Source organism: Acidovorax sp. NN32 (assembly GCF_057597245.1).
In genome coordinates this window covers 4,230,774-4,256,447 of the sequence record NZ_CP199679.1, presented here as the reverse complement: position 1 = coordinate 4,256,447, position 25,674 = coordinate 4,230,774, and the positions used below count along the sequence as shown (strand labels likewise).

The following is a 25,674-nucleotide window of genomic DNA, read 5'->3' as shown; positions in this document are numbered from 1 at the left end:
AAGCGCTGGTGCCCCATCCCGCCTACTTCGACAGCAGCCGCATGGTCTCTTCCAGCCCCTTGAGCGACAGCGGGTACATGCGGTTGCTCACCAGTTGCTGGATGATGCTGATGCTCTGGCGGTACTGCCATACGCCCTGGGGCTCGGGGTTGATCCACGCAAACTTGGGGAAGGCGTGCGTGAGGCGCTGAATCCACTCGGCGCCCGCTTCCTCGTTGTTGTATTCCACACTGCCGCCGGGCTGCAGGATTTCGTAGGGGCTCATGGTCGCGTCGCCCACAAAGATCAGCTTGTAGTCCTTGTTGTACTTGCGGATGATGTCCAGGGTCGGAAACTTCTCGGCAAAGCGGCGGCGGTTGTTCTTCCACATGAAGTCGTACACGCAGTTGTGGAAGTAATAGAACTCCAGGTGCTTGAACTCGCTCTTGACGGCGCTGAAGAGTTCTTCCACCCGCTGGATGTGCTCGTCCATGGTGCCGCCCACGTCCATCAGCAGTAGCACCTTCACATTGTTGTGACGCTCGGGCACCATTTTGATGTCGAGGTAACCCGCGTTGGCGGCCGTGCTGCGGATGGTGTCGGGCAGGTCCAGCTCCAGCTCGTGCCCTTCGCGCGCAAACTTGCGCAGGCGGCGCAGCGCCACCTTGATGTTGCGCGTGCCCAGCTCCTGCTGGTCGTCGTAGTCCTTGTAGGCGCGCTGCTCCCACACCTTCACCGCGCTCTTGTTCTTGCCCGCGCCACCAATGCGCACGCCCTGCGGGTTGTAGCCGCCGTGGCCAAACGGGCTGGTGCCGCCCGTGCCGATCCACTTGCTGCCGCCCTCGTGGCGCTCCTTTTGTTCTTCGAGGCGCTTCTTGAGCGTCTCCATCAGCTCGTCCCAGCCCATCTTCTCGATGGCGGCCTTTTGCTCGGGCGTGAGTTCGTTTTCCAGGATCTTGCGCAGCCAATCGGCCGGGATCTCCTTGGTGAAATCGGCCACCATCTCCACGCCCTTGAAGTAGGCGCCGAAGGCCCGGTCGAACTTGTCGTAGTGCTTCTCGTCCTTGACCAGCGTGAGGCGCGAGAGGTTGTAGAAGTCGTCCAGGCTCCATGCGTCATCCGACTTGGGGCCCACCACACCGGCCTGCAGGGCTTCGAGCAGGGTGAGGTATTCCTTGACCGACACGGGCAACTTGGCCGAGCGCAGGGTGTAGAAGAAGTCGATCAGCATGATTTTGGCCTCCAGCGCTTATTTGGTAAGCGTTCGACGCTCTAAAAGGTATAGCAACTGCGCCTTGGCCTCAGGCCACTCGCCTGCGCGCATGCTGTACATCACCGTGTCGCGAATGGTGCCGTCGCGGCGCAGCGCGTGGCCGCGCAGCACGCCGTCCTTCTTGGCGCCCAGGCGCTCGATGGCGCGTTGCGACGCAAAGTTGTAGTTGTCGGTGCGCCAACCCACCACATGGCAGCCCAGCGTGTCGAAGGCGTGGCCCATCATCAAGAGCTTGGCGGTGGTGTTGACGTGGGTGCGCTGCACACTTTGGCAGTACCAGGTCCAGCCGATCTCCACGCGCTTCACGGCCGGCACGATGTCGTGGTAGCTGGTGGATCCGAGCACCTTGCCGGTGGCGTCATCCACCACCGCAAAGGCAAAGCGGTTCCCGTCTTCCCGCATCTTCAAGGCGGCTTCGATGTACGCGCGGGTGTCCTGGGGCTCGGGTACCGAGGTGATGCGCAGCTTCCACAGCTCGCCATCGGCCGCAGCGGCGGCCAAGCCGTGTTCGTGGGAGAGCGCCAGGGGCTCCAGGCGGATGCCTCGGTCGCGCAGGGTGACTGGTTCTACAAAAGCCATGGGTCTTTTCTCTTCGTCAATCCTTGGAGGGCTTGTTGCGCCGACTGGTCTGCCAGCGCCGCGCAGCGTGCAGGCCCAGGCCGCCGCCCAGTCCCACCAGGGCAATGCCCACCAGGGCCGGGGTGCCGTAGCCTGGCGCAAAGATGTCCATGCCCAGCCACTGGCCCAGCCAGAAACCGGCGAGTGCGCCGCCAACAAAACCAATGGCGTCGGCAATGCCGTCTGCCAGCGAAGGGGGAGGGTGTTGGGACATTGCCGGGGAGTCAGCGGTTGCGCTGATTCATGAACACCAGCTTTTCGAACAGGCTCACGTCCTGTTCATTCTTGAGCAGCGCCCCAACCAGCGGGGGTACCGCCACCTTGTTGTCGGCGCTTTGCAAGGCGGTGAGCGGAATGTCTTCAGCCACCAGCAGCTTGAGCCAGTCGATCAGTTCGCTGGTCGATGGCTTCTTCTTGAGGCCCGGCAGGTTGCGCACGTCATAGAACGTCTTCATCGCCACGCTGAGCAGCTCGCTCTTGAGCGTGGGGAAGTGCACGTTGATGATCTGCCGCATGGTGTCGGCCTCGGGGAACTTGATGAAGTGGAAGAAGCAGCGGCGCAGGAAGGCGTCGGGCAGCTCCTTTTCGTTGTTCGACGTGATGAACACCAGCGGGCGGTGCTTGGCCTTGATGAGTTCGCGCGTTTCGTAGCAGTAGAACTCCATGCGGTCGATTTCGCGCAGCAGGTCGTTCGGGAATTCAATGTCGGCCTTGTCGATCTCGTCGATCAGCAGTGCCACGGGCCGGTCGGCCGTGAAGGCTTGCCACAGCACGCCCTGGATGATGTAGTTGCGGATGTTCTTCACGCGCTCTGCGCTGTCGCCGTCGTTGAGCTGGCTGTCCCGCAAGCGACTCACGGCGTCATATTCATACAGGCCCTGCTGGGCCTTGGTGGTGGACTTGATGTGCCACTGCAACAGCGGCATGTCCAGCGCTTGGGCCACTTCCTCGGCCAGCATCGTCTTGCCCGTGCCGGGCTCGCCCTTGATCAGCAGCGGCCGTTGCAGCGTGATGGCGGCATTGACGGCGAGCATCAGGTCCTGGGTGGCGACGTAGTTCTGGGAGCCTTGGAATTTCATGGGGGAAAACACCGGATCGTTGATGAATGGGCTTGACAGGGCGCTGGCTATAATCGACGGCTGATCAGAGCCCAGAGCTGAACTTCCACGAGATTGTGCGCGCAAAATGAACAAAACGCTGACCACGCTATTTGCCCTGGCTGTCGCTTCCGTGACCGCCTTGTCCCATGCCCAGGAAGCCAAAGGCGACGTGGAAGCCGGCAAGCAAAAGATTGCCATGTGCATTGGCTGCCACGGCATTGTTGGCTACCAGGCCAGCTTTCCTGAGATCCACAAGGTGCCCATGATCTCGGGCCAAAGCGCCAAGTACATTGCGGCAGCGCTGGTCGCCTACCAGAAGGGCGAGCGCAAGCACCCCACCATGCGCGGCATTGCCGAGTCGTTGTCCGAGAAGGACATCGCAGACGTGTCGGCCTACTACGAACAGCACGGCAAGACGGGGGCCGAGCTGCCCGCCAAGCCCGGCCGCGAACCCAGTGTGCAGGTGGCCGAGCTGCTGAAGAAGGGCGCCTGCGTGTCCTGCCATGGCGACAACTTCGCCAAGCCCATTGATCCCTCGTACCCCAAGATCGCCGGCCAGCATGCCGACTACCTCTTCGTGGCCCTCAAGTCCTACAAGGTCGAGAAGAACGCCAATGTGGGCCGTGGTAACGCCATCATGGGCGGTGTGGCCAAGCAATTCACCAACGCTGAGCTGAAGGCGCTGTCCAACTACATCAGCGGCCTCGAAGGCGATCTGCACACGGTGCCCCAGTCGCGTTTCCGTTAAGCGACACCACCGTTGATAAAAAGCCCGCTTCGGCGGGCTTTTTGCTGGGCCATCGAATCGTCAGCGGCTGGCGGCCATGGCGCCAACGGCCAGGCACACGCAGGCCGTGGTTGTCAGGCGCCAGCGCAGCGGCAGGTACCACGCCGGCAGCGATGTGCGTGCGGCCAGCCGATGGTCTTGCACCAGGTGCGCCACAAAGCCTGTCACCAGCAGCGCTGCCCCTCCCGCTGGGGGTAACAGCGTCGCAGGCCAGGCCATCAGCGATGGCACCACACTCCACACAAAGCAGCGTGTGCGCTCGGCGGTGCTGAGGCCGCTCAGCGCCATGGCGAAGCCCCAGTGCAGCGCTCCCACAAAGCTCAGAATCACCGCGCCATAGGCCAGTAGCGCCGCGCTCCACCAGGGCGTGCTGGGTGCCCACAGGCCCCCAGCCGCCAGTGCCACAAACGGCAGCAGGCCACCATAGCCCAGCCAGGCCACGGGACCAGGGATCGGCGCAGGGGGCGGTGAAGACAAGGGTTGTGCGGATGGGTGACTGTGCATGGTGCCTCCGGGTACGGTGCCCGCATTGTCTGGAAAGCGCGACTCCCGAGTAGGGTGCATGGTTGTGTGTATGCCGTGAGCGGCGTTCCAAGCGCGCTGCGCCTACACGGAGCCGCCGTTGTGCAACGGTAAAATGGAGGCTGGGTGTCGGCGCCATGGTGGCCCGGCAGGTTCATGCGCTGGTCGGGCCGCCACGCGGTTTTTCTGCGACCCATGAACTCCTCTCCCACCCTGATTCAGGTGATCGGTGCCGTCCTGTTCGGCCTGGCCATCCTCCACACCTTCTCCACCAAGTATTTCGAACGCCTGGCGCACACGCAGCCCAAGCATGCGGGCATCTGGCATTTGCTGGGCGAGGTCGAGGTGGTCTTCGGCTTCTGGGCGCTGGTGCTCATGCTGTTCATGTTCTCCATCAGCGGCAAGCAGGAGGCCACGGCCTACCTGGACTCGCGCAATTTCACCGAACCGCTGTTTGTGTTCGCGATCATGGTGATTGCGGCTACACGGCCGATTCTTCAGATGGCTGGCTCCGCGGTGCGGGTGTTGGCACGGTGCATGCCTTTTCAGCGCGGTGTGGCGATGTACTTTGTGGTGTTGTCGGCCGTTCCGCTGCTGGGCTCCTTCATCACCGAGCCTGCTGCGATGACGCTGGCGGCACTGATGCTGCGTGACATCCTGTTTTCGCAGCCTTTGTCGAACAAGCTCAAGTATTCGACCATTGGCGTGCTGTTCGTCAACATCTCGATCGGCGGCACCCTCACGCCGTTCGCCGCGCCGCCGGTGCTCATGGTGGCGGCGCAGTGGAACTGGGACCTGTGGTTCATGGTGTCCAACTTTGGCTGGAAGGCGGCCGTCGCGGTGGTGGTCAACGCCGGTATCGCCACGCTGCTGTTTCGCCAACAGGTGGGGCACATGGGACGCAAGATCACGACGGACGAGGCGCCCGTGCCTGTGTCTGTGATGCTGGTGCATCTGGTATTCCTGGGGCTTGTCGTGCTGTTTGCGCACCACCCAGCAGTCTTCATGGGCCTGTTCCTGTTTTTCATGGGATTCACCACGGCCTACCAGCGCCACCAAAACCCGCTGATCCTGCGCGAGGCCTTGCTGGTGGCTTTCTTCCTGGTCGGGCTGGTGGTGCTGGGTGGTTTGCAGCAGTGGTGGCTGCAGCCGGTGCTCATGAAGATGGATGCCAATGCCGTGTTCTTTGGCGCGGCGGCGCTCACTGCCTTTACGGACAACGCTGCGCTGACCTACCTGGGCTCGTTGGTCGAAGGCCTGAGCGACGAGTTCAAGGTCGCCTTGGTGGCGGGTGCAGTAACGGGTGGGGGGCTGACTGTGATTGCCAATGCACCCAACCCCGCAGGCGCGGCAATCCTGAAAGAGAAGTTCGCTGACAACGCCATCCACCCCTTGGGGCTGCTGCTGGGTGCCTTGCCACCTACCATGGTGGCGGTGCTGGCGTTCAAGTTGTTGTGACCGGCCAGCGGACGTAGCGTGGGTGGTCAGTCCCGTGTGGCGCGCCGCTGCACGCAGGCGATGTAGGCGTCGCCATCGGGCGGACGGCCTGCGCGCTGGCTCTCCCACAGCATCTCGCCCAGGCAGTCCATGGCAGCGTGGTGGGCATCGTGCAAGGAGTCGAGCCGCGCCGTCAGCAGCTCCACCGCCTGGCGGATGCCACGGGGCTGGTCGATGCTGCACTGCTCGCTGATGGACAGGTGCATCGAGAGGTGCAGGAAGGGATTGGTCTGCCCCGGTGTTTCGTCGTAGTTACGAGTGACGGCCGCATCGGCATCGGACAAATCGGTGTGGTATTCGGGGTGCTCGGCGATCCACAGGCTTGCCAGCGTCTCGATGGCTTCCATGGGGGCGCCGCTCTGGGTCTTGGCGTGCACACCGCACAGAAAGCGGCGCACATCGGCTTGGGAGGGGCTGAACATGGGGCGTGAGGGTAGCACGCAGGGCAAGAGCCCGGAGCGCACAGGGGAAGGCGGTTCGGATCGCGCCCGCCTGCTACATCGCGCCGGGGCGGCGTCCTACGTTGGCCCTGCGCTGGCGCACCTACATTGGGCTGGCGCAAAGGTCGGGAGCCGGGTCCACTTTGTCGCAGTCCTCCAAACCCGGCATCGGGAGAAGTTTCATGAATGCAATGCGAATCGTTGGTGTGTTGTTGTTGGTGGTGGGGCTGGCCGGGTTTTTGACCGGCGGCTTCAGCTTTACCAAGGACACCACCCAAGCCAAGCTGGGCCCGCTCGAGCTCACCGTGAAGGAAAAAGAATCCGTCAATATCCCCCAGTGGATGAGCCTGGGTGCGATGGTGCTGGGCGGCGTGGTGCTGGTGCTGGGGTTTCGCAAGAACTGATTTCACCTGTCATGGCGAGCGACTGGGGTTACGACTCCGGTTCTTGCCCTCTCCAACTAAGACGGGAGTCGGTGCTTTAGCACGGGCTGCTCGTTGCGGGGGTGATCACCGGCTTTTCTCGGTGTGCCTTCCTCCCTTCATCACCCCCTCGGTGCGCCCATCATGCGCGAGATGGTCCGGGCCGCACTCAGCAGTGCGGGCAGCAGGCTCTCCTGCATCATCGCCGCACTGGTGCGGTTGGCCTGACCGCTGATGTTGAGCGCCGCCACCGTCTGCCCCGTGCGGTTGGTCAGCGGCGCAGCAATCGATATCAAACCCTCTTCCAGTTCTTGGTTCACCAGGCACCAGCCCTGCTGCCGCGCCTGGCGGATGTGGGCCAGCAGTGCATCCACATCGGTGGTGGTGTGTTCGGTAAAGCGCTGCATGGGGTGGCCTTGCAGCCGGGCCTGCAGTTCGTCGTCCGGCAACCCCGCCAGCAGCATGCGGCCCATGGACGTCCAGCACGCGGGCAGGCGCGAGCCCACGCCCAGCGTGGTGCGCATGATCTTGTGGGTGGGCACGCGCAGCACATAGACGATGTCCAGGCCGTCGAGCACGGCGGCCGATGACGACTCGCGCACCTCTTCCACCAGGTCTTCCATCACCGGCTCGGCCAGGTTCCAGATGGGCAGCGAAGACAGGTACGCAAACCCCAGGTCCAGGATGCGCGGGCTCAGGCTAAACAGCTTGCCGTCCGTCTCCACATAGCCGAGCGTCTGCAGCGTGAGCAGGATGCGGCGCGCGCCTGCGCGGGTCAGGCCAGTCTGCACGGCGACTTCGCTCAAGGTTTGCTGCGGTGTGGCCGCGCTGAACGAGCGGATCACCTCCAGCCCGCGCGCGAACGACTGCACATAGCTGTCGCTCGGTTTGGGGTCTTTGGCTTCAGGGGTTTGGGAATTCATACGTATGCCAACTATAATTCTTTAAGCGAACATTTGTTCTATATGCGAACAAATTTCAAAGAGACAACTGAGAAACCAAGAAAGCGTTGCAATGATCAACAAACTGGCGGACTCGGTGGCCCAGGCCCTTGCGGGGGTGAAGGATGGTGCCACGGTGTTGATAGGTGGGTTCGGCACGGCCGGCATTCCGGGCGAGCTGATCGATGGCCTCGTCGCCCAGGGGGCACGTGACCTCACGGTGGTCAACAACAACGCAGGCAATGCCGACCAGGGTCTGGCCGCGCTGCTCAAGGCCGGGCAGGTGCGCAAGATCATCTGCAGCTTTCCGCGCCAGGTCGATAGTTATGTGTTCGACGAGCTGTACCGCAGTGGCAAGCTGGAGCTGGAACTGGTGCCCCAAGGCAATCTGGCCGAGCGCCTGCGCGCTGCGGGTGCGGGCATCGGCGCCTTTTTCTGCCCCACGGCCTATGGCACCGAATTGGCTGCAGGCAAGGAAACGCGTGAGATCAATGGCAAACACTACGTGCTCGAATACCCCATCCACGGCGATGTGGCCCTGATCAAGGCCGAGAAGGGCGACCGCTGGGGCAACCTTACCTACCGCATGTCGGCGCGCAACTTTGGCCCCGTGATGGCCACGGCCGCCAAGACCACGATTGCCACCGTGCACGAGGTGGTGGAGCTGGGCGCGCTCGACCCCGAGGCCATCGTCACCCCTGGCATCTACGTGAGCCATGTGGTCAAGATCGACCGCACGGCCACGCAGGCGGGTGGTTTCAAGAAATCGGCATGAAATCGGCACCTACCGCACAAGGATAAAGCGTGAGCAGCTATCAAAAGCGTAGTAAAGAAGAACTGGCGAAGCGCGTGGCGCAAGACATCCACGACGGCGCCTACGTCAACCTGGGCATCGGTCAGCCGACCCTGGTGGCCAATCACATCCCGGCAGGCCGCGAGGTCATCCTGCAAAGCGAAAACGGCATCCTGGGCATGGGCCCGGCGCCCGCTGCGGGGCTGGAGGACTATGACCTGATCAACGCGGGCAAGCAGCCCGTCACGCTGCTGCCCGGCGGCGCGTACTTTCACCACGCCGACAGCTTCGCGATGATGCGCGGCGGGCACCTCGACATCTGTGTGCTGGGCGCCTTCCAGGTCAGCGCCACGGGCGACCTGGCCAACTGGAGCACGGGCGAGCCCGGCGCCATCCCCGCCGTGGGCGGCGCGATGGACCTGGCCATCGGCGCCAAGCAGACCTGGGTCATGATGGACCTGCTGACCAAGCAGGGCGCGAGCAAGATCGTGGCGCAGTGCACCTACCCGCTCACCGGTGTCGCCTGCGTGAAGCGTATCTATACCGATCTGTGCACACTGGCCTGCACGCCCTCCGGGCTGCAGCTCATCGACATGGTGCCCGGCCTGTCGCACGCCGAGCTGGAGCAACTGGTGGGCCTGCCCATCCGCCCCGCCGCCTGACCGAATCCAACCCCCAAGAAACGAGGAGACAAAACCATGAGCCACCCACAACGCCAAGCCTTCATCTGCGACGCCATCCGCACCCCCTTCGGCCGCTACGGCGGCGCGCTCTCCAGCGTGCGCACCGACGACCTGGGTGCCATCCCCATCAAGGCGCTGATGGACCGCAACCCCGGCGTGGACTGGGCGGCCGTGACCGACGTGCTGTATGGCTGCGCCAACCAAGCCGGTGAAGACAATCGCAACGTGGCCCACATGAGCAGCCTGCTGGCGGGCCTGCCGATCGACGTGGCCGGCGCCACCATCAACCGCCTGTGCGGTTCGGGGCTCGATGCCGTGGGCACCGCAGCGCGCGCCATCAAGGCGGGCGAGGCCGGCCTGATGATCGCGGGCGGTGTGGAGAGCATGAGCCGCGCCCCCTTCGTCATGCCCAAGGCAGAGTCGGCCTTCAGCCGCAACAACGCGGTGTATGACACGACGATCGGCTGGCGCTTCATCAACAAGCTGATGAAGGAAAAGTACGGCGTGGACTCCATGCCCGAGACCGCCGAGAACGTGGCCACCGACTTCAAGATCGAGCGCGAAGCCCAGGACCAGATGGCCCTGCGCAGCCAGCTCAATGCCGTGGCCGCCATCAAGGCCGGGCACCTGGCGCGCGAGATCGTGCCGGTGCACATCCCGCAAAAAAAGGGCGACGCGATCATCGTGAGCCAGGACGAACACCCGCGCGAGACCAGCCTGGAAGCGCTGGCCAAGCTCAAGGGCGTGGTGCGGCCCGATGGCACGGTGACGGCGGGCAACGCATCGGGCGTGAACGATGGCGCCTGCGCGCTGTTGCTGGCCGATGAGGCCAATGCTGGTAAATACGGCCTCAAGCCCCGCGCGCGCGTCGTGGGCATGGCTGTGGCCGGTGTGGCGCCGCGCATCATGGGCTTTGGCCCGACGCCCGCCACGCTCAAGGTGCTGGCGCAGACGGGGCTGACCATCGACCACCTGGATGTGATCGAACTCAACGAAGCCTTTGCCGCGCAGGGGCTGGCCGTGCTGCGCGCCTTGGGCATCAAGGACGACGATGCGCGTGTGAACGCCTGGGGCGGCGCCATCGCGCTGGGCCACCCGCTGGGTGCCAGCGGCGCCCGCCTGGTCACCACCGCCGTCAACCGCCTGCACGAGCACGCTGGTCAGTACGCGCTGTGCACCATGTGCATCGGCGTGGGGCAGGGCATTGCCATCATCCTGGAGCGTGTGTGACCGCAATTGATAAAAGCACTCCCGTCACGGTCGTCACCGGCGCCAGCAACGGCATCGGCCGCGCGATTGCCGAAGCCGTGCTGGCCCAAGGCCACGCCGTGGTCAACCTGGACTACGTGCTGCCCAGCTGGAGCCACCCGCAACTCACCTCGTACCAGGGCGACCTGACCGACGAAACATCGACCCGCGAACGCGCGGCCGAGATTGCGGCCAAACACAACGTCACGGCCTTGGTGAACAACGCGGGCGCCACGCGCCCCGGCACCATCGACACCGCGACCACCGCGCAGCTGGATGACGTGGTGGGCCTGCACCTGCGTGCACCCATGCTGCTGGTGCAGGCCTTTCTGCCCACGTTGCGCGCCAGCGGGCAGGGCCGCATCGTGAATATGTCGTCGCGCGCCGCTTTGGGCAAGGGCGAGCGCATCGTCTACTCCGCCACCAAGGCTGGAATGATCGGCATGACACGCACGCTGGCCATGGAGCTGGGGCGTGACGGCATCACCGTCAACGCCATCGGCCCCGGCCCAATTGCTACCGAACTCTTCCGCCAGAGCAACCCCGACGGCGCGCCGCAGACCGAGCGCATCCTCAAAAGCATTGCGGTAGGCCGCATGGGCACCGCCGAAGACGTGGCGCGCGCAGCGCTGTTCTTCCTCTCGCCCGACAACGGTTTCGTGACCGGGCAGGTGCTGTACGTGTGCGGCGGCACCACGCTGGGAGTGGCGCCTGTTTAGCAACCTGAACTGATTTTCCCTGTCGCCCCGCAAGGGGCACCCCCCCGTTCTCGCCCGGAGGCCTCGGCGCCCGGTTGAGGCCATGGCGCGGCCAGACGCGGACTAACGCAGCACTGGTGGCACCGACCCATTCATTCATCCACCTTCTTGAAGGAGACAAACCATGACCGATTCCATCCACACCACCCGCCGCTTCGCGCTGTCGGCCGCTGCCTGCGCCGCTATCGCAGGGGCTGGCCTGCTGGGCAGCAGCGCTGCGCTGGCCCAGGCCTATCCCAGCAAGCCCGTCACCATCGTCGTGCCCTTTGCGGCAGGCGGCACCACCGACATCCTGGCCCGCATCATCGGCCAGGCGCTGACCACCGAACTGGGGCAGTCCGTCATCGTCGACAACCGCGCAGGCGCGGGCGGCAACATTGGCGGCTCCATGGCTGCCAAGGCCCCCGCGGACGGCTACACGCTGTTCATGGGAACGGTGGGCACGCACGCCATCAATGCCAGCTTGTACAAGAAGATGCCGTTTGACCCCGTGAAGGACTTCGCGCCGCTGACCCGCGTGGCCAATGTGCCGAACCTGCTGGTGGCCAACCCCGCCCAGCCGTTCAAGACGGTGCCCGAGTTGATTGCCTACGCCAAGGCCAACCCCGGCAAGCTCAACTTCGGTTCGTCGGGCAGCGGCAGCTCCATCCATCTGTCGGGCGAGCTGTTCAAGAGCCTGGCCAAGGTGGACATGGTGCACGTGCCCTACAAGGGCAGCGCACCCGCTGTCACCGACCTGCTGGGCAACCAGATCGGCATCATGTTCGACAACATGCCCTCGGCCATCCAGCATGTTCGCAGCGGCAAACTGGTGCCCATTGCCGTGACCACGGCCAAGCGTTCACCCGAGCTGCCCAACGTGCCCACCATCGCCGAAGCGGGTGTGGCGGGCTACGAAGCCACGTCGTGGTTCGGCATGTTTGCCCCCGCAGGCACGCCCGCGCCAGTGCTGGCCAAGCTGAACACCGCGTTGGTCAAGGTGCTGAACCAGGCCGATGTGAAGAAGAAGATCAATGACCAGGGCGCGGAAGCCATGAGCGAAACGCCCGCGCAGTTCGCCGCCTTCATCCAGGCCGAGTCGGTGAAGTGGGGCAAGGTGGTGAAGGAGTCGGGCGCAAGTCTCGACTGATCTGCACTATCGATCACTGCAGCTACCCAATTGATAGCTGCTGCCGCCTAGTTCGACGGGCGGCAGCAGCTTTTTTTTTCTTTCAAATCCAGGTGGTCTGGCTCACTGAACCCGGTACACCCGCCCCGTCTGAGCCCCTTCCACGCTGCGCTGGTAGCCGCGCGCGGCGCGCTCGGCAGACACCGTGTCGAACCCCGGGAAGAACGGCCCGTACACGCCCACGGATTCGGTGAGGATGGTGGGGCTCACGGCGTTGATGCGCAGGCCGCGCGGCAGCTCGATGGCGGCGGCAGCCACAAAACCTTCGATGGCTGCGTTCACGGCCGTGGCGCTGGCGCCGTTGCGGATGGGCTCGATCGAGAGGATGCCCGCCGTCAGCGTGATGGAGCCGCCATCGTTCAAATACTTCTGACCGACCAGCGCCAGCTGCACCTGGCCCAGGAGCTTGTCCTGCAGGCCCAGGTTGAACTGCTCGGCCGTCATTTCCGTCAGCGGGCCAAAGTGCAGGTTGCCTGCAGTGCTCACAATGGCATCGACTTTGCCCACCGCCTCGAAGAGCTGTGCGACCGAGCCTGGCTGCGAGAAGTCCGCACGGTGCTCGCCGCTGCTGCGGCCGACGGTGATCACGTCGTGGCGTGCGCCCAGGTTGGCCTGCACGGCCTGGCCGATGGTGCCGCTGGCGCCGATGAGAAGAATCTTGGACATGGTGTTTTCCTTGGGTGTCAAAAAGGGTTGATGAAGGACTGACAGCCCGATTCTTTTGCTAATCAATCAATGCATAAAGTACGTGCAAGTTATGCTTGTGCTAACTATTGATTAGGAATATCCAGGAACCATGGACAAGCTGCGCAACATGGAAGTCATGGTGGCCGTGGTGGAGGCGGGCAGCTTTGCCGCCGCCGCGCGGCAGCTGCAGATATCGGCGGTGATGGTGGGCAAGCACATTCAGCAGCTCGAAACCCACCTGGGCGCGCGCCTGTTCCAGCGCAGCACGCGTCAGAACAGCCTGACCGAGGTGGGCGCCGCGTTCTACGACGACAGCAAACGCGTGCTGGAGCAGGTGCGCTGGGCCGAGTCCGCCGTGGAGCGCAGCCGCGCCGTGCCGCAGGGCCTGCTGCGGGTGAGTGCGCCTTTTACCCTGGGCAGCCATGTCATCGCGCCACTGGTGGCGGAGTTTTTGCAGCGCCATGAGCAGGTGCGTGTGGACCTGCAGCTCACCGACAGCGTGGTGGACATGGCGGGTGAGGGGTTCGATGCCGCCATCCGCATCGGCCGCATCGTGGACGAAGGCCTGGTGGCCCGCTCACTGCGTCCCTACCGCATGGTGATTGCCGCCACGCCCGCCTATCTGGCGCGCCATGGCACGCCACAGGGCGCGGCCGACCTGGCCCGCCACCAGTGCCTGAGCCACTCGGTGTGGCAGCGCCGTGTGGAATGGACGCTGCGCGACGGCGACACGGAGTTCTTCTGGCCGGAGAACGCGCGCTTCGTTTGCAACCAGGGCGATGGCCTGCGCCAGGCGGCGCTGCATGGGCTGGGTCTCGTCATGCAGCCCGAGGTGCTATTGGCCGACGACCTGGCCAGCGGCGCGCTGGTGCCCGTGCTGCAGCATTGCCTGCCCGCACAGCGCGATGTGCACTTGGTGTACGCGCCCGACCGGCGGCAACTGCCCAAGCTGGCGCGGTTTGTGGAGTACGTGGTGGGGACGCTGGGCGTAGATGGCCACTGACTGAGCTATACGGCAGCCGGCTCAGCAGAATGCTTTGCGCTGGTCCTTGAGTGCATCGCGGTCGATGCTCGCCGCGAGCTGTTCCATGTCGGCCGCGCAGACGCCGTGCTGCGCAAAATGCAGCGGCCATTGCTCTATCGCGTGAGCAACCTCCTGAATCAACCCGATGGCCCGGGAGCGGGTGAGACCGAATTCGCTCAAGTCGGTCAGCGCGTTGTCCAGCGTGGACTGCGCACCGTGCTGGCCCACCACCATGGCCTGGTAGCCCATGTTCTGCAGCGTGGGCACCACGTCGAACGCGGGGGCCAGGTCGTAGTAGCCGTCAAAGCCCAGGCGCAGGCAGTGGTTGCGCTCGTGGTCGTCGGTGTTGTCCATGAGGATGTTGAACACCATGCGCCTAAACAGCTCTTCGCGCTGCGCCTTTTGCCGGTCGGGGTGCGCCTGGCGCAGCAGCACGGTGGCCAGTGCGCCATAGCTTTCGGTCAGGCCCGCCGCAGCCAGCGCCGTCTTGGCAGAGATGCAGTGCACGCGCAGGCTCAGGGCACCCATCTGCACCCGGTCAAACCGCTGGATGGTCAGCGCATGGCGCTGCGGCCCCCGGCCCCGCCACGATGGAATGGGCAGCACACCCGTGCTGGCAACGTGGATGCCTGCCAGGGCTGCCAGCGTCATGGTGGCGTGTTCGATGAGAGGCGTATCCACGGTGTCGTCCAGCTCGCTGAACTTGATGACGCAAGGCCCGCTGTCGGTTTGCAGCAGCGCCTTGGGCCGTGCGCCGCCCAGCGTCACGCCGGGCTGCACCAGCCGCTGGATTTCTGGTGTGACCGGGGCTTGCGACTGCACGTCTTCCACCGCCCGCACCATGGCCTCCAGATCGCGCAGTTGCGGATACGGCCCGATGCGGCGGGGGATGTAGTGGTCGGCCGATGTGGAGATGCCCAACGCGCCAAAGCGGTCGTCGCCAGCGAACAGCAGCATCTCCAGAATCGACAGGCGCGCGGGGCGGTCGATGTGGCGGATGATGCGCTCGCCCCACCGGTCTGGCCGCGCATCGTCGATGGCGCCGGGCGCGCTGTCCTTGTGGCCTGCGCTGAACGTCTGGCCTGCGATGAGGGGCAGGTCTTCGCTCAGCGCAAACTGCCACCAGTCTGTGGCGTAGCTGAAAGTGGCGCAGTTGGGCACCAGCTGCGACAAGCCCACCGACCCAGTCAGCACCGGCTGGGCGGGGTTGACCAGCGTCCAGACGTAGAGCGTGTCTTGCGGCACGTAGGAGCGCGGAGTGACCTGCGGCGCGTTGGGCTGCAGGCTCATGGCCGCGCTTTCTTCTGGCCCGCGATCAGTGCGGCCAGGCCTGCGGCGGTGCTGTTGGGCTGGCGCTTTGGCGCGCCGAGTCCTGTAACTCGAATGGCTTGCCGGATCTGTTCTTCGGGGCTCAGTCCAGTGACCTTCTGCGCGGCCCCTATGGTTGGTTTGGCAGGGCTTGCTTCCTCGAAGGAGCCCTTCATCTCTTCAGCAACGTGCACGGTCCCCAAGTGGGCAGGTGCGTTGGTTCTGGAGACGGACGGCAAGGCGGCAGGCTTTGCGTTGCTTGCTGGCGTCTTTGCGTCTTTCTGCGCCGTCTTCTGTGCGGTGCGCCGGGGGCGGGCTTTGGCTAACTCCTGCTCCAGCGATGTGAGGTCGTTCTGCGGTGCAATCAGGTCGGCCAGCCCCTGGGCCTGGTTGATGAGCCACATGCACATCACATACGACGCCATAGACACCGATGGGTCGCCGCGCTCGATGCGCGCCATGGTGGGCTGCGACACGCCCAGCCGCTGGGCCCACTGGGCTTGTGTTTCCTTGCGGCGCTTGCGTGCAATCACGATGTTCTGCGCGAGCAACGCGATCTGCTGGAGGACCGCCTGGGGGTAGTCAGCGGGCTTGGTGTTTTGAGATGGCATTCATAGATATTAGTTCAAGAAGGAATTTTTGAACATCTATGAATTATTTGCAGGTGACTGAGGGCAAGAGCTGAATGGTATAAATTATTCATAGATGCGTGTTAATACGATAAAAAATAATATCTATGAATTAAATGGTGCTGAGCTGTCGGCATGGTCGTGCAACAAGGGGGCAATCAGCACAAGGACGTGCTGCTACGCGCCGCCATGCCGGGCCTACAGGGCTCACTCCACAGCGTCGCTGGGCACCGCAGGCCCGATCTTGAACACCCCGCTCACCCGCGCACAGGGCACGCCATCGGCCGTCACCAGTCCCTGAGCAAACACCAGCGAACGCGTGACGCGCAGCGGTTCGGCCTCGCCCCGCACCCAGGCGCCCAGCGAGGCAGGGGCCAGGTAGTCGATCTGCAGGCTGATGGTGGGCAGGAAGCGGTCGGCCACCTGGTCGCTTTTGCGGTGCACCGACAGCGGCAGCAGCATGTCGCAAAAGCTGGCCATCATGCCGCCGTGCAGGTTGTTCATGGGGTTCACATGGCGGCGCTCCACGCGAAAGCCGAACTGCACCACGCTGCCTTCGTGGCGCAGGTAGAGCGGGCCGTTGTGCTGGATGAACGGGCCGCCAGACTGCAGTGGCGCAAAGCCCGGTGGGATCTCGGCACGGCTGCTCATGCGCGGGACTCCTTCTCCACATCTTGCGCAAAGCTGGCGCCCTGCAGGCTGCTGTGGGTGGCACCGTCCTCGGGCAGCCAGCCGCTGTACACCGCGCGAAAGTCCGCCACGATCTGCGCCAGCGGCATGTCGTCAAAGGCGCCGCGCTGGCGTACGTACTCCATGTGGCGCTGGCCGGTCTTGTCGAACGGGTGGTAGATCGAATCGTTCTCGCCATCGAACTCCAGCGGCAGCAGCCCAAAGCGCTCGCACAGCTCGATGTTGAACGCGGGCGTGGCCTTGCGCCAGGCGCCATCCAGCCAGATGTCGGTGTAGCCGTGCCAGATGAAAAGGTCGGTCTTCATCGTCTCGCGCATGCGCTCGGTGCTGAGGTGGTTGCGCACGTCGGCAAAGCCCATGCGCGCGGGGATGCCCGCCGCGCGGCATGCGGCGGTGAGGAGAGCGGCCTTGGGCACACACCAGCCGTGGCCGTTGGCCAGCACGGTGCTGGCCGCCATGCCCTGGGGCGAGAGGTCGATGCGGTAGGGGTCGTAGCGAAAGCCGTCACGCACGGCCAGGTACAGGGCCACGGCACGGTCACGGTCGGTGGTGCCGCACGCGTGTTGGGCGGCAAAGGCCTGGATGGAAGGTGCGTCGCTGTCGATAAGGGCCGTGGCACGCAGGTGGGCGGGCGTGGGTGTGGTGGTCATTGTGGTGTGTCTCCTGCAGTCGGACGAAGGCCAGTGTGCGGGCCCCGGGCACCCGATGCTGTCACAGGCGCGCCAGCCCGGCGCGGCAGGGGCTCGATGCCCCCATCACACCCTCCAAGCGGGCAGCTCCCAGTTGCGCCACAACGCCAGCCCGCGCAGCCCGGCCGTGAGCAGCACGCAGGCCAACAGCGGTGCCCAGTCGGGCGCCTGCAGCTGGCGCAGCGCCACGTCAGCCCAGCCACCGGCAAACGCACACAGCGCATAGGGCCGATGGTCGCTGAAGGCCTGGGGCACCTCGTTGCACAGCACATCGCGCAGCACGCCGCCGAACACGCCGGTGGTCACACCCATCATCACGCTGATGATGGGCGGCATGCCGATGGCGGTGGCAATGTCCACGCCCACGGCGGCAAACAGGCCCAGGCCAATGGCGTCGGGCAGCAGCATGGCGCGCTCGGTGGGCTGAAAGTGCCGCTGGCGCATGAACAGCATGGCGCCGATGCACAGCGCCAGAATGCCCCATACGAATTCGGTGTGGCGGATCCAGAAGAAGGGCCGCTGGTCCAGCAGCAGGTCGCGCAGCGTGCCTCCGCCAAACGCGGCCACAAAGGCCACGACACACACGCCCACGGCATCGAGCCGTTTGCGCGCGGCCATGATCACGCCCGACAGGGCAAACGCGATGGTGGCCGCCACTTCCAGCGTGAAGCGCAGTGTGTGAATCCAGGGGGCGTCGAGCGGCAGGTCCATGGGCGCGATTGTGCCGTGGCGCTGTGGGAGCGGGCAGGGGCTGGCAGCACGCTGCCTGTCAAGTTTTTGCTATCGAAAATATAGCTTATAGCGCTTGCTAATCAAGCGCTGGGGCCTGTTTTTATTCATAAACAATCCGCCAACGTCCCTGCTCTTGGGCAACTGGGGTGTTTCATGACACCAAGCCCCCCGCCCGAAGAAGCTGCCAGGCCAGCGCCAGCAAACAGCCCGTGCCGCCCAGTGCGCCCAGGCGGTGTCCCCAGCGCAGGCTGCTGGCGGGCCATTGGTTCATGGCCAGCACCAGCAGCCAGCCCAGCACCATCCAGGCCGCCACCACCAGCGCCAGCCCCGCCGCCGGCCCCGCCGCAGCGGTGGCCGCGAGGGCCTGCAGCACGACGGTAGCCACAACCACAGCCCAGGCGCGCCGGGATGCCGTAGTGGCGGGGGGCGTGCCGTCGCCCCAGGCGCGGGTGGGCACGGTGCGCGCCCAGCGGGTCAGTGCGATCAATGAGGCCAGCGCGGCGCTGGCGCCGATGAGTTCGTTCATGCAGCCTCCGGCGGGTGGCGGTCGGGCCCTGGGTTGGGCGCGTGCGGCGCCCCGTGGCCCGCCCGCCGCCGGCGCAGCGCCCGCCGCGCGCGCCACCGCAGCGGTGCACCCACAGCCAGGGCACACAACGCCGACGCCACGGCCCACTGCACCATCCCCGCCTTGGCCGCCAGGCCGCCATAGGCCAACGCGGCCAGTGCCCACAGCAGCACGGCGGTGCGGGGCGCCCAGTGGCGCAAGGTGGCAGCGGGCAGGGCCACGAAGAAGGCGAGCAGCAGGCCCAGCATGCCCGACGACCGTGCGGGTTCGGTGGCCACGATATGGGCTAGGCGGAAGGATTCCACCGCCAGCACACCGGTCAGCCAGAAGGGCCAGTGGGCTGACCCCACCCAGCGGGCCCAACCGCGTGGGTGCCAGCGCGGGTGGGCGGTGGTTGTGTGCACTGCAGAGCCCGGTCGGGCCACGGCCGCAGACCGCGACGCCCTGCGCCGGTGCGCCTGCACCCGCTGGGGCCCGATAAAAACCGCGATGCCCCCGCAGATCAGCCCCATGGCGACCAGGCTGACCAACATGGCGGGTCCTTGGGCACTGCCCAGCACCAGCCCGGCCACACCAGCCACGGCCAGCAGCGCGCCTGCGCCACCCAGCGAGACGCGCCACAGCGCCACCGTGCGCAGCGCCCACGCCGCCGCAGCCGACAGCAGCAGCCACACGCCGATGAGCGTCCACACCGACCACACGGGCCGCTGCGCCAGCGAGGGCAGACCCGCAGGCCCCCACAGGTGCACAAACACCGCCACGATGAGCGCGGCGGGCGTGGTGGCGTGCAGTGCCAGAAAGAAACGTTGCATGGTGGGCGAAGCTGTGACGCTGTGAGAGAGGCGCTGGTGGGTGTCAGCCTGCCGCCGCGATGCCGCCCGCAGCGCCCTGCGCAGCCTCTGCCTCGCGCCTGCGCTGCTGACGCGCATCCAGCCAGATCAGCGTCCCCGAGATCGACAAAAACGCGGGTGTCATGCCCAGAAAGAAATAGAGCCATTTCAGCGCCAGCCCGCCAAAGTCGCCAAAGTGCAGGGGCTCCATCAGCCCATTGACCAGCGACCAGAAGCCCGCCGTGCGCGGGTCGTGCACCTTCTTCGGCACGCCCGTGGCGGCATGGATGTCCACCCGCGCGGTGCTGGCCAGGTGATCGCGCAGGTTGCCGGTGAAACCCACCTCGGCCGTGCTGCTGCCCCAGCGGCGCAGCGACACGTAGCGCGCCTCCAGGCCGGGCACGGCCTGCTGCGCTGTGGCGTACAGCGCATCCAGCGATTGCATGGGCACCGGCTCGGTGGCGTCACCGCCCGCCTTGCGCGCTGGCTTGGAGGCGGTGGCATCGGTGCTGGTGGTCACGTATTTGTAGCCCTGCTCAAACAGCGGCGCCAGTCCCATCCACGCCCCCGTGGCCGCGATCAGGATGTGAAAGCCCAGCCCCCAGATGCCCGCAGACTTGTGCAGGTCCGACATCACCACGCGGAAGCTGCGACCCCAGCGCTGGGTGAACAGCTCGGCCAGGATCTTGCGGTGGATGACGATGCCCGTGGCAATCAGCACCAGCATCGCCACCCCGAGGAAACCCACGATCCACCGCGGCCCGAAGAACAGGAACACATGCAGCATGCGCAGGTACTGGCCGAGCTGGCTGTCCACCGGGCCCACCACCGTGCCGGTGTCGGAGCGCAAGGCCACCTTGGTGCGAGTGTTGGCGGGCGCGCCACGCTCGCGCACAAAGGCGAAGTAGCTGGGGTTGACGGCATCCGGCAGCGCGATGGTCTCCACCGTGGCGCCGGGGTAGCGGGTGTGCAGCTGGGTCAGCACTGCGTCGAGCGACGCAGGCTTGTCAGAGCGCGGCAGCTGCGCCAGCGACGGATTGGCCCACAGGTCGATCTCGTGCTTGAACACCACCACCGCGCCCGAAAAGCACACGATGAACATCAGCAGCCCCGTGACGATGCCTGCCCAAGAGTGCAGGGTGAACAGGCGGTTGAGCGTACGCTGGCTGGTCATGGCGTGCGGGCGGCTGGGGTGGACGCTGCGTCAGAAGAAGTACGTCACGCCCAGGCTGAAGTTGCGTGGCAACGCGGGCGAGACCACGTTGGCGTTGATCGCGCCGTCGTAATACGCCTTGTTGAACACGTTCTTCACGCCTGCCGTCACGCGGTAGTTGTCGCCCACGTAGCTGATGGACGCATCGGCCACAAAGTACGACGGCAGCGTGAACGGGTACGAGCCGATCTGCTCGCTCACATACCGCCCGCCCAGGCCCAGCGTCACGCGCTGATATTGCGGCAGCTTGTAGGTGGCCCAGGCCGTGAGCGTGTGGCGTGGCGTGAGGTTGAGAGGCTTGCCCACGATGGCAGTGTTGGTGTCACGCGTGACCTTGGTCTGCGTGTAGGTGTAGGCACTGGTCAGCTTCCAGCCGTTCTTCAGGTCCGCGCCCAGCTCCAGCTCCAGCCCGCGTGCGCGCTGCTCGCCGGTCTGCACGCTGAAGCCCGTGTTCACCGGGTCGGCCGTGGTCACGTTCTCGCGCACGAGGTCAAACACGGCGAGCGCGCCGGTGACCTGGCCGCCGGGGGCTTCGTACTTCACGCCCGCCTCCCACTGCTTGCCGGTTTCGGGCACAAAGGTCGATCCGCCAAACGTCAGGCCCGACTGGGGCAGGAACGACTCGCCATAGCTGCCATACGCGGCCCAGCCGGGCTTGAACTCGTACACCAGCCCGGCCGACAGCGTGGTGGCGTTGTCCTTCTGGCGCGTCTGCGTGTTGGCCACGCGGTTGTTCGTATCGGTGGTGGACCAGTCGCGGCGCAGGCCCACCAGGGCCGTCCAGCCCTGGCCAAACTTGATCTGGTCCTGCGCATACAGCCCGGCCACGGTGAGTTTGGCGGGCGCATCCTGCGTCAGCGCCTCGGGGCAGGTGGCCTGCATGCCATACACGGGTGCAAACAGGTCCAGCGCACCGATGCGGCAGGTGCGGCTGGCCAGCAGACTGGTGCCGCTGCGCGCATCGAGGCCCGTCACCAGCTGATGCTTCACGCCCAGCGCTTCAAAGCGCGACAGCAGCGAGGTGTCGGTGGCCAGCAGGTCGTAGTCCATGTACTGGCGCGAGGCCTGGCGGTTCTGCAGCCGCTGGTTGGCGTGCAGCGCCTGGTTGGAGACAAAGTTGCCTGTGCCCTTCTCGGTCTCGTAGCGCACGTTCTGGCGGAAGGTCATGGCCTCCGACATCTTGTGCTCCAGCGAGTAGCCCACGGTTTTGCTCTCTACGTCATACCCGCCAAAACTTGGGTCGCCCGTGAACATCGTGACGGGCAACGTGCCGTTGCGGTTGGGTAGCAGCGTGCCATAGGGCGTGATGCCCTGCTGGCGCATCCATTGGCTCTGGCTGTAGGTGGCAAACAGCACCAGGTCGGTCTGCGGGCCCAGGTCGATGGAGAGCGATGGCGCGAACCACCGGTCCTTGCGGTAGACGAACTGTGTGGGGTCGTCCACGTTGGAGACATGCGCATTGATGCGCAGCGCCGACTTGCCCGATTCGGACAGTGGTCGGTTGATGTCGGCCTGCAGCGTGCGCTGGCCGAAACTGCCCACCTCCACGCCCACCTCGTTGATCGCTTCCTTCTTGGGCCGCTTGCTCACCGCATTGACAATGCCGCCGGGCTGCACCTGGCCATACAGCACCGACGCCGAGCCCTTGAGCACCTCGAAGCGCTCGTAGCCATAGGGCTGCAGCTTGGCCCACATGCCCGGGCTCTGCACCAGGCCATCGACTAGGATGGATTCGGTGGAGCGAAAGCCACGGATATTGATGTCGTCAAACCCCCGGCGCCCAAAGTTGACCGGGCTTACCCCCGCCACGGTCTGCAGCGCTTGCTGCACGTTGGTGATCTGCCGGGATTCCATTTGCTCACGCGTGACCACGCTGACGGACTGCGGCGTTTCCAACCGCCGCATGGGCGCCTTGCTGGCGGTCTGTGCCTCCACGGGCGCAAAACCCATGTCTTTTTCAGTGCTGGCGTTGATGCGGACTTCTTGCAGCTGGGGCGCGCCTGTTGTCGCGTCTGCTGCCGGTGTGCTGGACTGCTGTGCGATAGCTGCTTGGGCGAGGCACAGGGCCAGCGGGGTCAGGGTGAAAAGAGTGGCCGCGCGGACGGATGGCAAGCGCGGGGCGTGCGCGAGGCGCAGGGGCTGAGAAGACATGGGGGTCCCGATGGAGGTGAGCGGACAACAAACGCTGGGGGCGCTGGCTCACGTGGCAGGGGACGTTGGCTGGCGAGAAAGTGATGAATTATAATGCGAATGGTTATCGTTTGAAATTCTGCAATGAAATGACTGGAGTGCGAGAAGCCGCAGTACCTTCTTGAGGGAGTTGAGATAACCACCACCGCCATGCGGCGCGAAAACTGGGACTGTTTGGGCTATCTCGGGACAACGCGAAACGTATCGTTGAAACGAAGTTGCAATCCATGTAGCAGCACGCGGCCCCGCCAGGAGCCCAATCTGAACTCCGAGGCTAGACTTCTGCCTTCGGCCAGGAGCGGGCACTGAACTCCGTACTTCCAGGTTGCTTGAGCGTGCCATTTGGAGGATTGGATGAAAGAGCTATTCGCTGCAGTGTGCACGCTAGTGGGTGCGTTTTTTCTCTATCTGAGTTTCGTGTCTGCTCCGGCGCAGTTATGGACTCCCAGTGAATTGGCTTACGGAGCTATTGCATACGGGCCTATGTTTGGGTCTGCGTTGCTGGCCGCCTTTGGCTTCAGGAGAACGCTCATCACGCTTCCCTGGCTGAAGCTGGCGTTCATGTCCTTGTTCGCCGTCATGGCCTTGGGTGCAGGCTACAACGCAGCCGGGGTCCTGTTCGGTTTCGCCTCGACCGGGTTGGGTTGGGCCATATTCGTTCAACTGCTGCGTCGTCCTGCAGTTGAAGGATGAAGAGTGTCTGATTTGAGCAAGAGCGAACGGCAGCTTTAGGCCCATAGCGGAAGTTGCGACATGCCGCAGAAGCAAATTTTGCGGTGCTTGACATCTAGGTGGAGCCCTCCGCACCGCGCGAGGTTTTTGCTATTAAATGTATAGCAAAAAGTCATGATGGTCGAGAGGAGGAAGCTATTTTTAATCCATTTTTTGGATAGAGGTAGCCCCCTCCCCATCCTCGGCCCCCTCCGCCCCGCCATACCCTGGGTACGCCCCTCCCGCCGCATTCAACGCCGCACTTTCCTGCCGCTCCCGCGCCATCTGCTCCGCAAACTGGTTGCGCCCTTCTCGCGCCACGGCGATGAACTTGGCGCGGTCCTTGTGGTGCGGGTACATGCGGTCGGCCAGGGCGATGTTGTGGGTGCGAAAGCGCTGGGTGATGGCGGTGGCCTGCGCGGGGGGCAGGCCCATCAGCTCCAGCACGGTGTGGGCGCTTTGCAGGCTGGACTCGAACAGCTCGCGCTGGACCAGGGTCACGCCCAGGTCGCGCAGCTTGTTCCAGTGCGTCACATCGCGCGCGCGAGCCACGATTTGCAGGTGCGGGAAGTGCTCGCGCGCGAGCTTGGCGATCTTGAGGGATTGATCCGCATCGTCCACGGCAATGACAAGGATGCGCGCATGTTCGGCCCCGGCGATGCGCAGCAGGTCGAGCCGCGTGGCGTCGCCGTAGAACACGCGGTAGCCGAAGGTGCGCGCCACTTCCAGCATGTCCACGCTGTGGTCGAGCACGGTGGTGGGGATGCCCTGGGCCAGCAGCACGCGCGAGACGATCTGCCCGTAGCGGCCGAAGCCCGCGATGATGATGGGCGCCTCTTGGGGTTCGGAAATTTCTTCGGCCTGGGGCGTGGCGGTCTTGAGCTGGGCATAGCGGCGCAGCAGCACACGGTCCAGCAGCACCAGCAGCAGCGGGCTGATCAGCATCGACAGCGCCACGGCCCCGATCAGCAGCGAGGCAGTCTCGGCCGGGAACACGCTGGCACCGGCTGCGGCCTGGAACACCACAAAAGCAAACTCGCCGCCCTGGGCCAGCAGCAGGGTGAACACCGGCCGCTCCTGGTAGGGGATGCCGACGATCTTGGCCAGCGTGTAGATCACCACGGCCTTGGCCGCCAGAAAGCCGACCAGGATGGCGGCCATGAGGCCGGGCGAGCGCAGGATCACGCCGAAGTCGATGCTCATGCCCACGGCGATGAAGAACAGCCCGAGCAGCAGGCCCTTGAAGGGCTCAATGTCAGCCTCCAGCTCGCGGCGGTATTCACTGTCGGCCAGCAGCACGCCGGCGAGAAAGGCGCCCAGCGCCATCGACAGGCCCACCAGCACCATCAGGTAGGCGATGCCCACCACCAGCAGCAGCGCGGCGGCCGTGAAGATCTCGGGGGTGTTGCTCTTGGCGATCCAGCGCAGCACGGGGCGCAGCAGCAGGCGCCCGCCGAGGATGATGGCGGCGATCACGCCGACGATCTTCAGCACCTCCAGCACCATCTCGCCTGGCGTGTGGCCCGCGCCTTCGCCGGCGGCTGCGCCCAGCACGGGCAGCAGGGCCAGGATGGGAATGGCCGCCACGTCCTGGAACAGCAGGATGGAAAATCCCGCCTGCCCGCTTTGCGTGCGCATGAGGTTGCGCTCGGCCAGCACCTGCAGCGCAATCGCCGTGGACGACAGCGCCAGGCCTAAAGCGCCCACCAGGCTCACGCGCCAGGGCAGGCCAGCCAGCGCACCCAGCGCAAACAGCACAGCTGCGCAGCCCAGCACCTGGGCGGTGCCGGTGCCAAAGATGGGGCGGCGCAGCGCCCACAGGCGGCTGGGTTGCAGCTCCAGCCCGACCAGGAAGAGCATGAGCACCACGCCGAATTCGGCAAAGTGCAGGATGTCCTGCACGTTGCTGACCAGCCCCAGGCCCCAGGGCCCGATGGCGATGCCCGCCGCCAGGTAGCCAATGATGGCGCCCAGGCCCAGCGCCTTGGCAATGGGCACGGCCAGCACGGCGGCGGTGAGGTACAGGAAACCGTAGGTGAGCCAGGTGGGGGCGTGTTCCATGGAGGCGCGGCAATAGTGGTGGCGTTGGGAGGGGCGTCGCAGGGGTGCGGACGGGCGGGCGTGGGCGTGTCAGGATTCTGGCATTGCCGTAGCGATGCGGGGGTGCGCGTGGCATG

General features: G+C 65.1%; 28 protein-coding genes. 10 read left to right on the top strand and 18 right to left on the bottom strand.

Going from position 1 to position 25,674, the window contains the following annotated elements; genetic code table 11:
* Window positions 1–22: 22 nt before the first annotated feature.
* From ACT89O_RS19610 to ACT89O_RS19595, 4 genes are read right to left on the bottom strand one after another with little or no spacing between them, the layout of a single operon-like run.
* Complete coding sequence (locus ACT89O_RS19610; protein WP_121420979.1) at window positions 23–1,210, bottom strand: vWA domain-containing protein; 1,188 nt, start codon at window positions 1,208–1,210, stop codon at window positions 23–25.
* 18 nt (window positions 1,211–1,228) lie between these two features.
* A complete protein-coding gene (locus ACT89O_RS19605) occupies window positions 1,229–1,831 on the bottom strand; it encodes a GNAT family N-acetyltransferase (protein ID WP_436131355.1) in 603 nt (200 codons plus the stop codon).
* Between the two features lie 16 nt (window positions 1,832–1,847).
* Window positions 1,848–2,084, bottom strand: a complete 237-nt coding sequence (locus ACT89O_RS19600; protein WP_436131356.1) for a hypothetical protein — start codon at window positions 2,082–2,084, stop codon at window positions 1,848–1,850.
* 10 nt (window positions 2,085–2,094) lie between these two features.
* Window positions 2,095–2,949, bottom strand: coding sequence for an AAA family ATPase (locus ACT89O_RS19595; protein ID WP_055401588.1), 855 nt, complete (start codon window positions 2,947–2,949; stop codon window positions 2,095–2,097).
* A gap of 106 nt (window positions 2,950–3,055) precedes the next feature.
* Here ACT89O_RS19595 and ACT89O_RS19590 point away from each other — a divergent pair, with 106 nt between their 5' ends.
* Entirely contained in the window at window positions 3,056–3,718 is a 663-nt protein-coding gene (locus ACT89O_RS19590) for a c-type cytochrome (protein ID WP_055401586.1), read from the top strand.
* Window positions 3,719–3,778: 60 nt separating this feature from the next.
* Here the strand turns inward: ACT89O_RS19590 and ACT89O_RS19585 are convergent, their stop codons facing one another.
* A complete protein-coding gene (locus ACT89O_RS19585) occupies window positions 3,779–4,261 on the bottom strand; it encodes a DUF3429 domain-containing protein (protein WP_055398596.1) in 483 nt (160 codons plus the stop codon).
* Window positions 4,262–4,474: 213 nt separating this feature from the next.
* On the opposite strand from ACT89O_RS19585, the gene ACT89O_RS19580 reads away from it, so the two are divergent.
* Window positions 4,475–5,737, top strand: a complete 1,263-nt coding sequence (locus tag ACT89O_RS19580; protein WP_487260924.1) for a putative Na+/H+ antiporter — start codon at window positions 4,475–4,477, stop codon at window positions 5,735–5,737.
* Window positions 5,738–5,763: 26 nt separating this feature from the next.
* Here ACT89O_RS19580 and ACT89O_RS19575 read toward each other — a convergent pair whose 3' ends face one another.
* On the bottom strand, window positions 5,764–6,198 hold the full coding sequence (locus ACT89O_RS19575; RefSeq protein WP_487257428.1) for a DUF1841 family protein: 435 nt from the start codon (window positions 6,196–6,198) through the stop codon (window positions 5,764–5,766).
* A gap of 200 nt (window positions 6,199–6,398) precedes the next feature.
* On the opposite strand from ACT89O_RS19575, the gene ACT89O_RS19570 reads away from it, so the two are divergent.
* Window positions 6,399–6,620, top strand: coding sequence for a hypothetical protein (locus ACT89O_RS19570; protein ID WP_176886849.1), 222 nt, complete (start codon window positions 6,399–6,401; stop codon window positions 6,618–6,620).
* Window positions 6,621–6,760: 140 nt separating this feature from the next.
* Here ACT89O_RS19570 and ACT89O_RS19565 read toward each other — a convergent pair whose 3' ends face one another.
* Window positions 6,761–7,561 carry an IclR family transcriptional regulator domain-containing protein gene (locus ACT89O_RS19565; RefSeq protein ID WP_487260923.1) on the bottom strand — a complete coding sequence of 267 codons (801 nt, stop codon included), beginning with the start codon at window positions 7,559–7,561 and terminating at the stop codon, window positions 6,761–6,763.
* Between the two features lie 91 nt (window positions 7,562–7,652).
* Between ACT89O_RS19565 and ACT89O_RS19560 the strand changes: the two genes are divergently transcribed.
* The 5 genes from ACT89O_RS19560 (at window position 7,653) to ACT89O_RS19540 (ending at window position 12,190) form a co-directional block, all read left to right on the top strand.
* A complete protein-coding gene (locus ACT89O_RS19560; RefSeq protein WP_487260922.1) occupies window positions 7,653–8,354 on the top strand; it encodes a 3-oxoacid CoA-transferase subunit A in 702 nt (233 codons plus the stop codon).
* A 29-nt stretch (window positions 8,355–8,383) separates the two neighbouring features.
* Complete coding sequence (locus ACT89O_RS19555) at window positions 8,384–9,034, top strand: 3-oxoacid CoA-transferase subunit B (protein WP_487260921.1); 651 nt, start codon at window positions 8,384–8,386, stop codon at window positions 9,032–9,034.
* A gap of 36 nt (window positions 9,035–9,070) precedes the next feature.
* Window positions 9,071–10,285, top strand: coding sequence for a 3-oxoadipyl-CoA thiolase (pcaF, locus tag ACT89O_RS19550; RefSeq protein WP_487260920.1), 1,215 nt, complete (start codon window positions 9,071–9,073; stop codon window positions 10,283–10,285).
* A 5-nt stretch (window positions 10,286–10,290) separates the two neighbouring features.
* A complete protein-coding gene (locus ACT89O_RS19545) occupies window positions 10,291–11,022 on the top strand; it encodes an SDR family NAD(P)-dependent oxidoreductase (protein ID WP_487262887.1) in 732 nt (243 codons plus the stop codon).
* 163 nt (window positions 11,023–11,185) lie between these two features.
* Complete coding sequence (locus tag ACT89O_RS19540) at window positions 11,186–12,190, top strand: Bug family tripartite tricarboxylate transporter substrate binding protein (RefSeq protein WP_487260919.1); 1,005 nt, start codon at window positions 11,186–11,188, stop codon at window positions 12,188–12,190.
* A gap of 102 nt (window positions 12,191–12,292) precedes the next feature.
* Here the strand turns inward: ACT89O_RS19540 and ACT89O_RS19535 are convergent, their stop codons facing one another.
* Window positions 12,293–12,895 (bottom strand): short chain dehydrogenase, encoded by a 603-nt coding sequence (locus ACT89O_RS19535; protein WP_487260918.1) that lies wholly within the window; start codon window positions 12,893–12,895, stop codon window positions 12,293–12,295.
* Between the two features lie 130 nt (window positions 12,896–13,025).
* Between ACT89O_RS19535 and ACT89O_RS19530 the strand changes: the two genes are divergently transcribed.
* The gene (locus tag ACT89O_RS19530) at window positions 13,026–13,919 is read left to right on the top strand and encodes a LysR family transcriptional regulator (RefSeq protein WP_487260917.1); all 894 of its coding nucleotides are present in this window, start codon (window positions 13,026–13,028) and stop codon (window positions 13,917–13,919) included.
* A gap of 21 nt (window positions 13,920–13,940) precedes the next feature.
* On the opposite strand, the gene ACT89O_RS19525 is transcribed toward ACT89O_RS19530, so the two are convergent.
* The 9 genes from ACT89O_RS19525 to ACT89O_RS19485 all read right to left on the bottom strand — a co-directional run bounded on the left by ACT89O_RS19525 (window position 13,941) and on the right by ACT89O_RS19485 (window position 22,747).
* Window positions 13,941–15,230 (bottom strand): type II toxin-antitoxin system HipA family toxin, encoded by a 1,290-nt coding sequence (locus tag ACT89O_RS19525; RefSeq protein WP_487260916.1) that lies wholly within the window; start codon window positions 15,228–15,230, stop codon window positions 13,941–13,943.
* Window positions 15,227–15,859: a helix-turn-helix transcriptional regulator gene (locus ACT89O_RS19520; protein ID WP_487260915.1), complete on the bottom strand. Its 633-nt coding sequence runs from the start codon at window positions 15,857–15,859 to the stop codon at window positions 15,227–15,229. The genes ACT89O_RS19525 and ACT89O_RS19520 overlap by 4 nt, the downstream gene beginning before the upstream one ends.
* A 225-nt stretch (window positions 15,860–16,084) precedes the next feature.
* Entirely contained in the window at window positions 16,085–16,528 is a 444-nt protein-coding gene (locus ACT89O_RS19515) for a PaaI family thioesterase (protein WP_487260914.1), read from the bottom strand.
* Window positions 16,525–17,217, bottom strand: a complete 693-nt coding sequence (locus ACT89O_RS19510) for a transglutaminase-like domain-containing protein (protein ID WP_487260913.1) — start codon at window positions 17,215–17,217, stop codon at window positions 16,525–16,527. The genes ACT89O_RS19515 and ACT89O_RS19510 overlap by 4 nt, the downstream gene beginning before the upstream one ends.
* A gap of 105 nt (window positions 17,218–17,322) precedes the next feature.
* Entirely contained in the window at window positions 17,323–17,967 is a 645-nt protein-coding gene (locus ACT89O_RS19505; RefSeq protein WP_055398569.1) for a trimeric intracellular cation channel family protein, read from the bottom strand.
* A gap of 172 nt (window positions 17,968–18,139) precedes the next feature.
* Complete coding sequence (locus ACT89O_RS19500) at window positions 18,140–18,514, bottom strand: hypothetical protein (RefSeq protein WP_487260912.1); 375 nt, start codon at window positions 18,512–18,514, stop codon at window positions 18,140–18,142.
* Window positions 18,511–19,365, bottom strand: coding sequence for a hypothetical protein (locus tag ACT89O_RS19495; protein WP_487260911.1), 855 nt, complete (start codon window positions 19,363–19,365; stop codon window positions 18,511–18,513). The genes ACT89O_RS19500 and ACT89O_RS19495 overlap by 4 nt, the downstream gene beginning before the upstream one ends.
* 43 nt (window positions 19,366–19,408) lie before the next feature.
* A complete protein-coding gene (locus ACT89O_RS19490) occupies window positions 19,409–20,557 on the bottom strand; it encodes a PepSY-associated TM helix domain-containing protein (protein WP_487260910.1) in 1,149 nt (382 codons plus the stop codon).
* Window positions 20,558–20,587: 30 nt separating this feature from the next.
* Window positions 20,588–22,747 (bottom strand): TonB-dependent siderophore receptor, encoded by a 2,160-nt coding sequence (locus tag ACT89O_RS19485; protein WP_487260909.1) that lies wholly within the window; start codon window positions 22,745–22,747, stop codon window positions 20,588–20,590.
* Window positions 22,748–23,140: 393 nt separating this feature from the next.
* On the opposite strand from ACT89O_RS19485, the gene ACT89O_RS19480 reads away from it, so the two are divergent.
* Entirely contained in the window at window positions 23,141–23,479 is a 339-nt protein-coding gene (locus ACT89O_RS19480; protein WP_487260908.1) for a hypothetical protein, read from the top strand.
* Window positions 23,480–23,659: 180 nt separating this feature from the next.
* On the opposite strand, the gene kefC is transcribed toward ACT89O_RS19480, so the two are convergent.
* Complete coding sequence (kefC, locus tag ACT89O_RS19475) at window positions 23,660–25,558, bottom strand: glutathione-regulated potassium-efflux system protein KefC (protein WP_487260907.1); 1,899 nt, start codon at window positions 25,556–25,558, stop codon at window positions 23,660–23,662.
* Window positions 25,559–25,674: the final 116 nt, after the last annotated feature.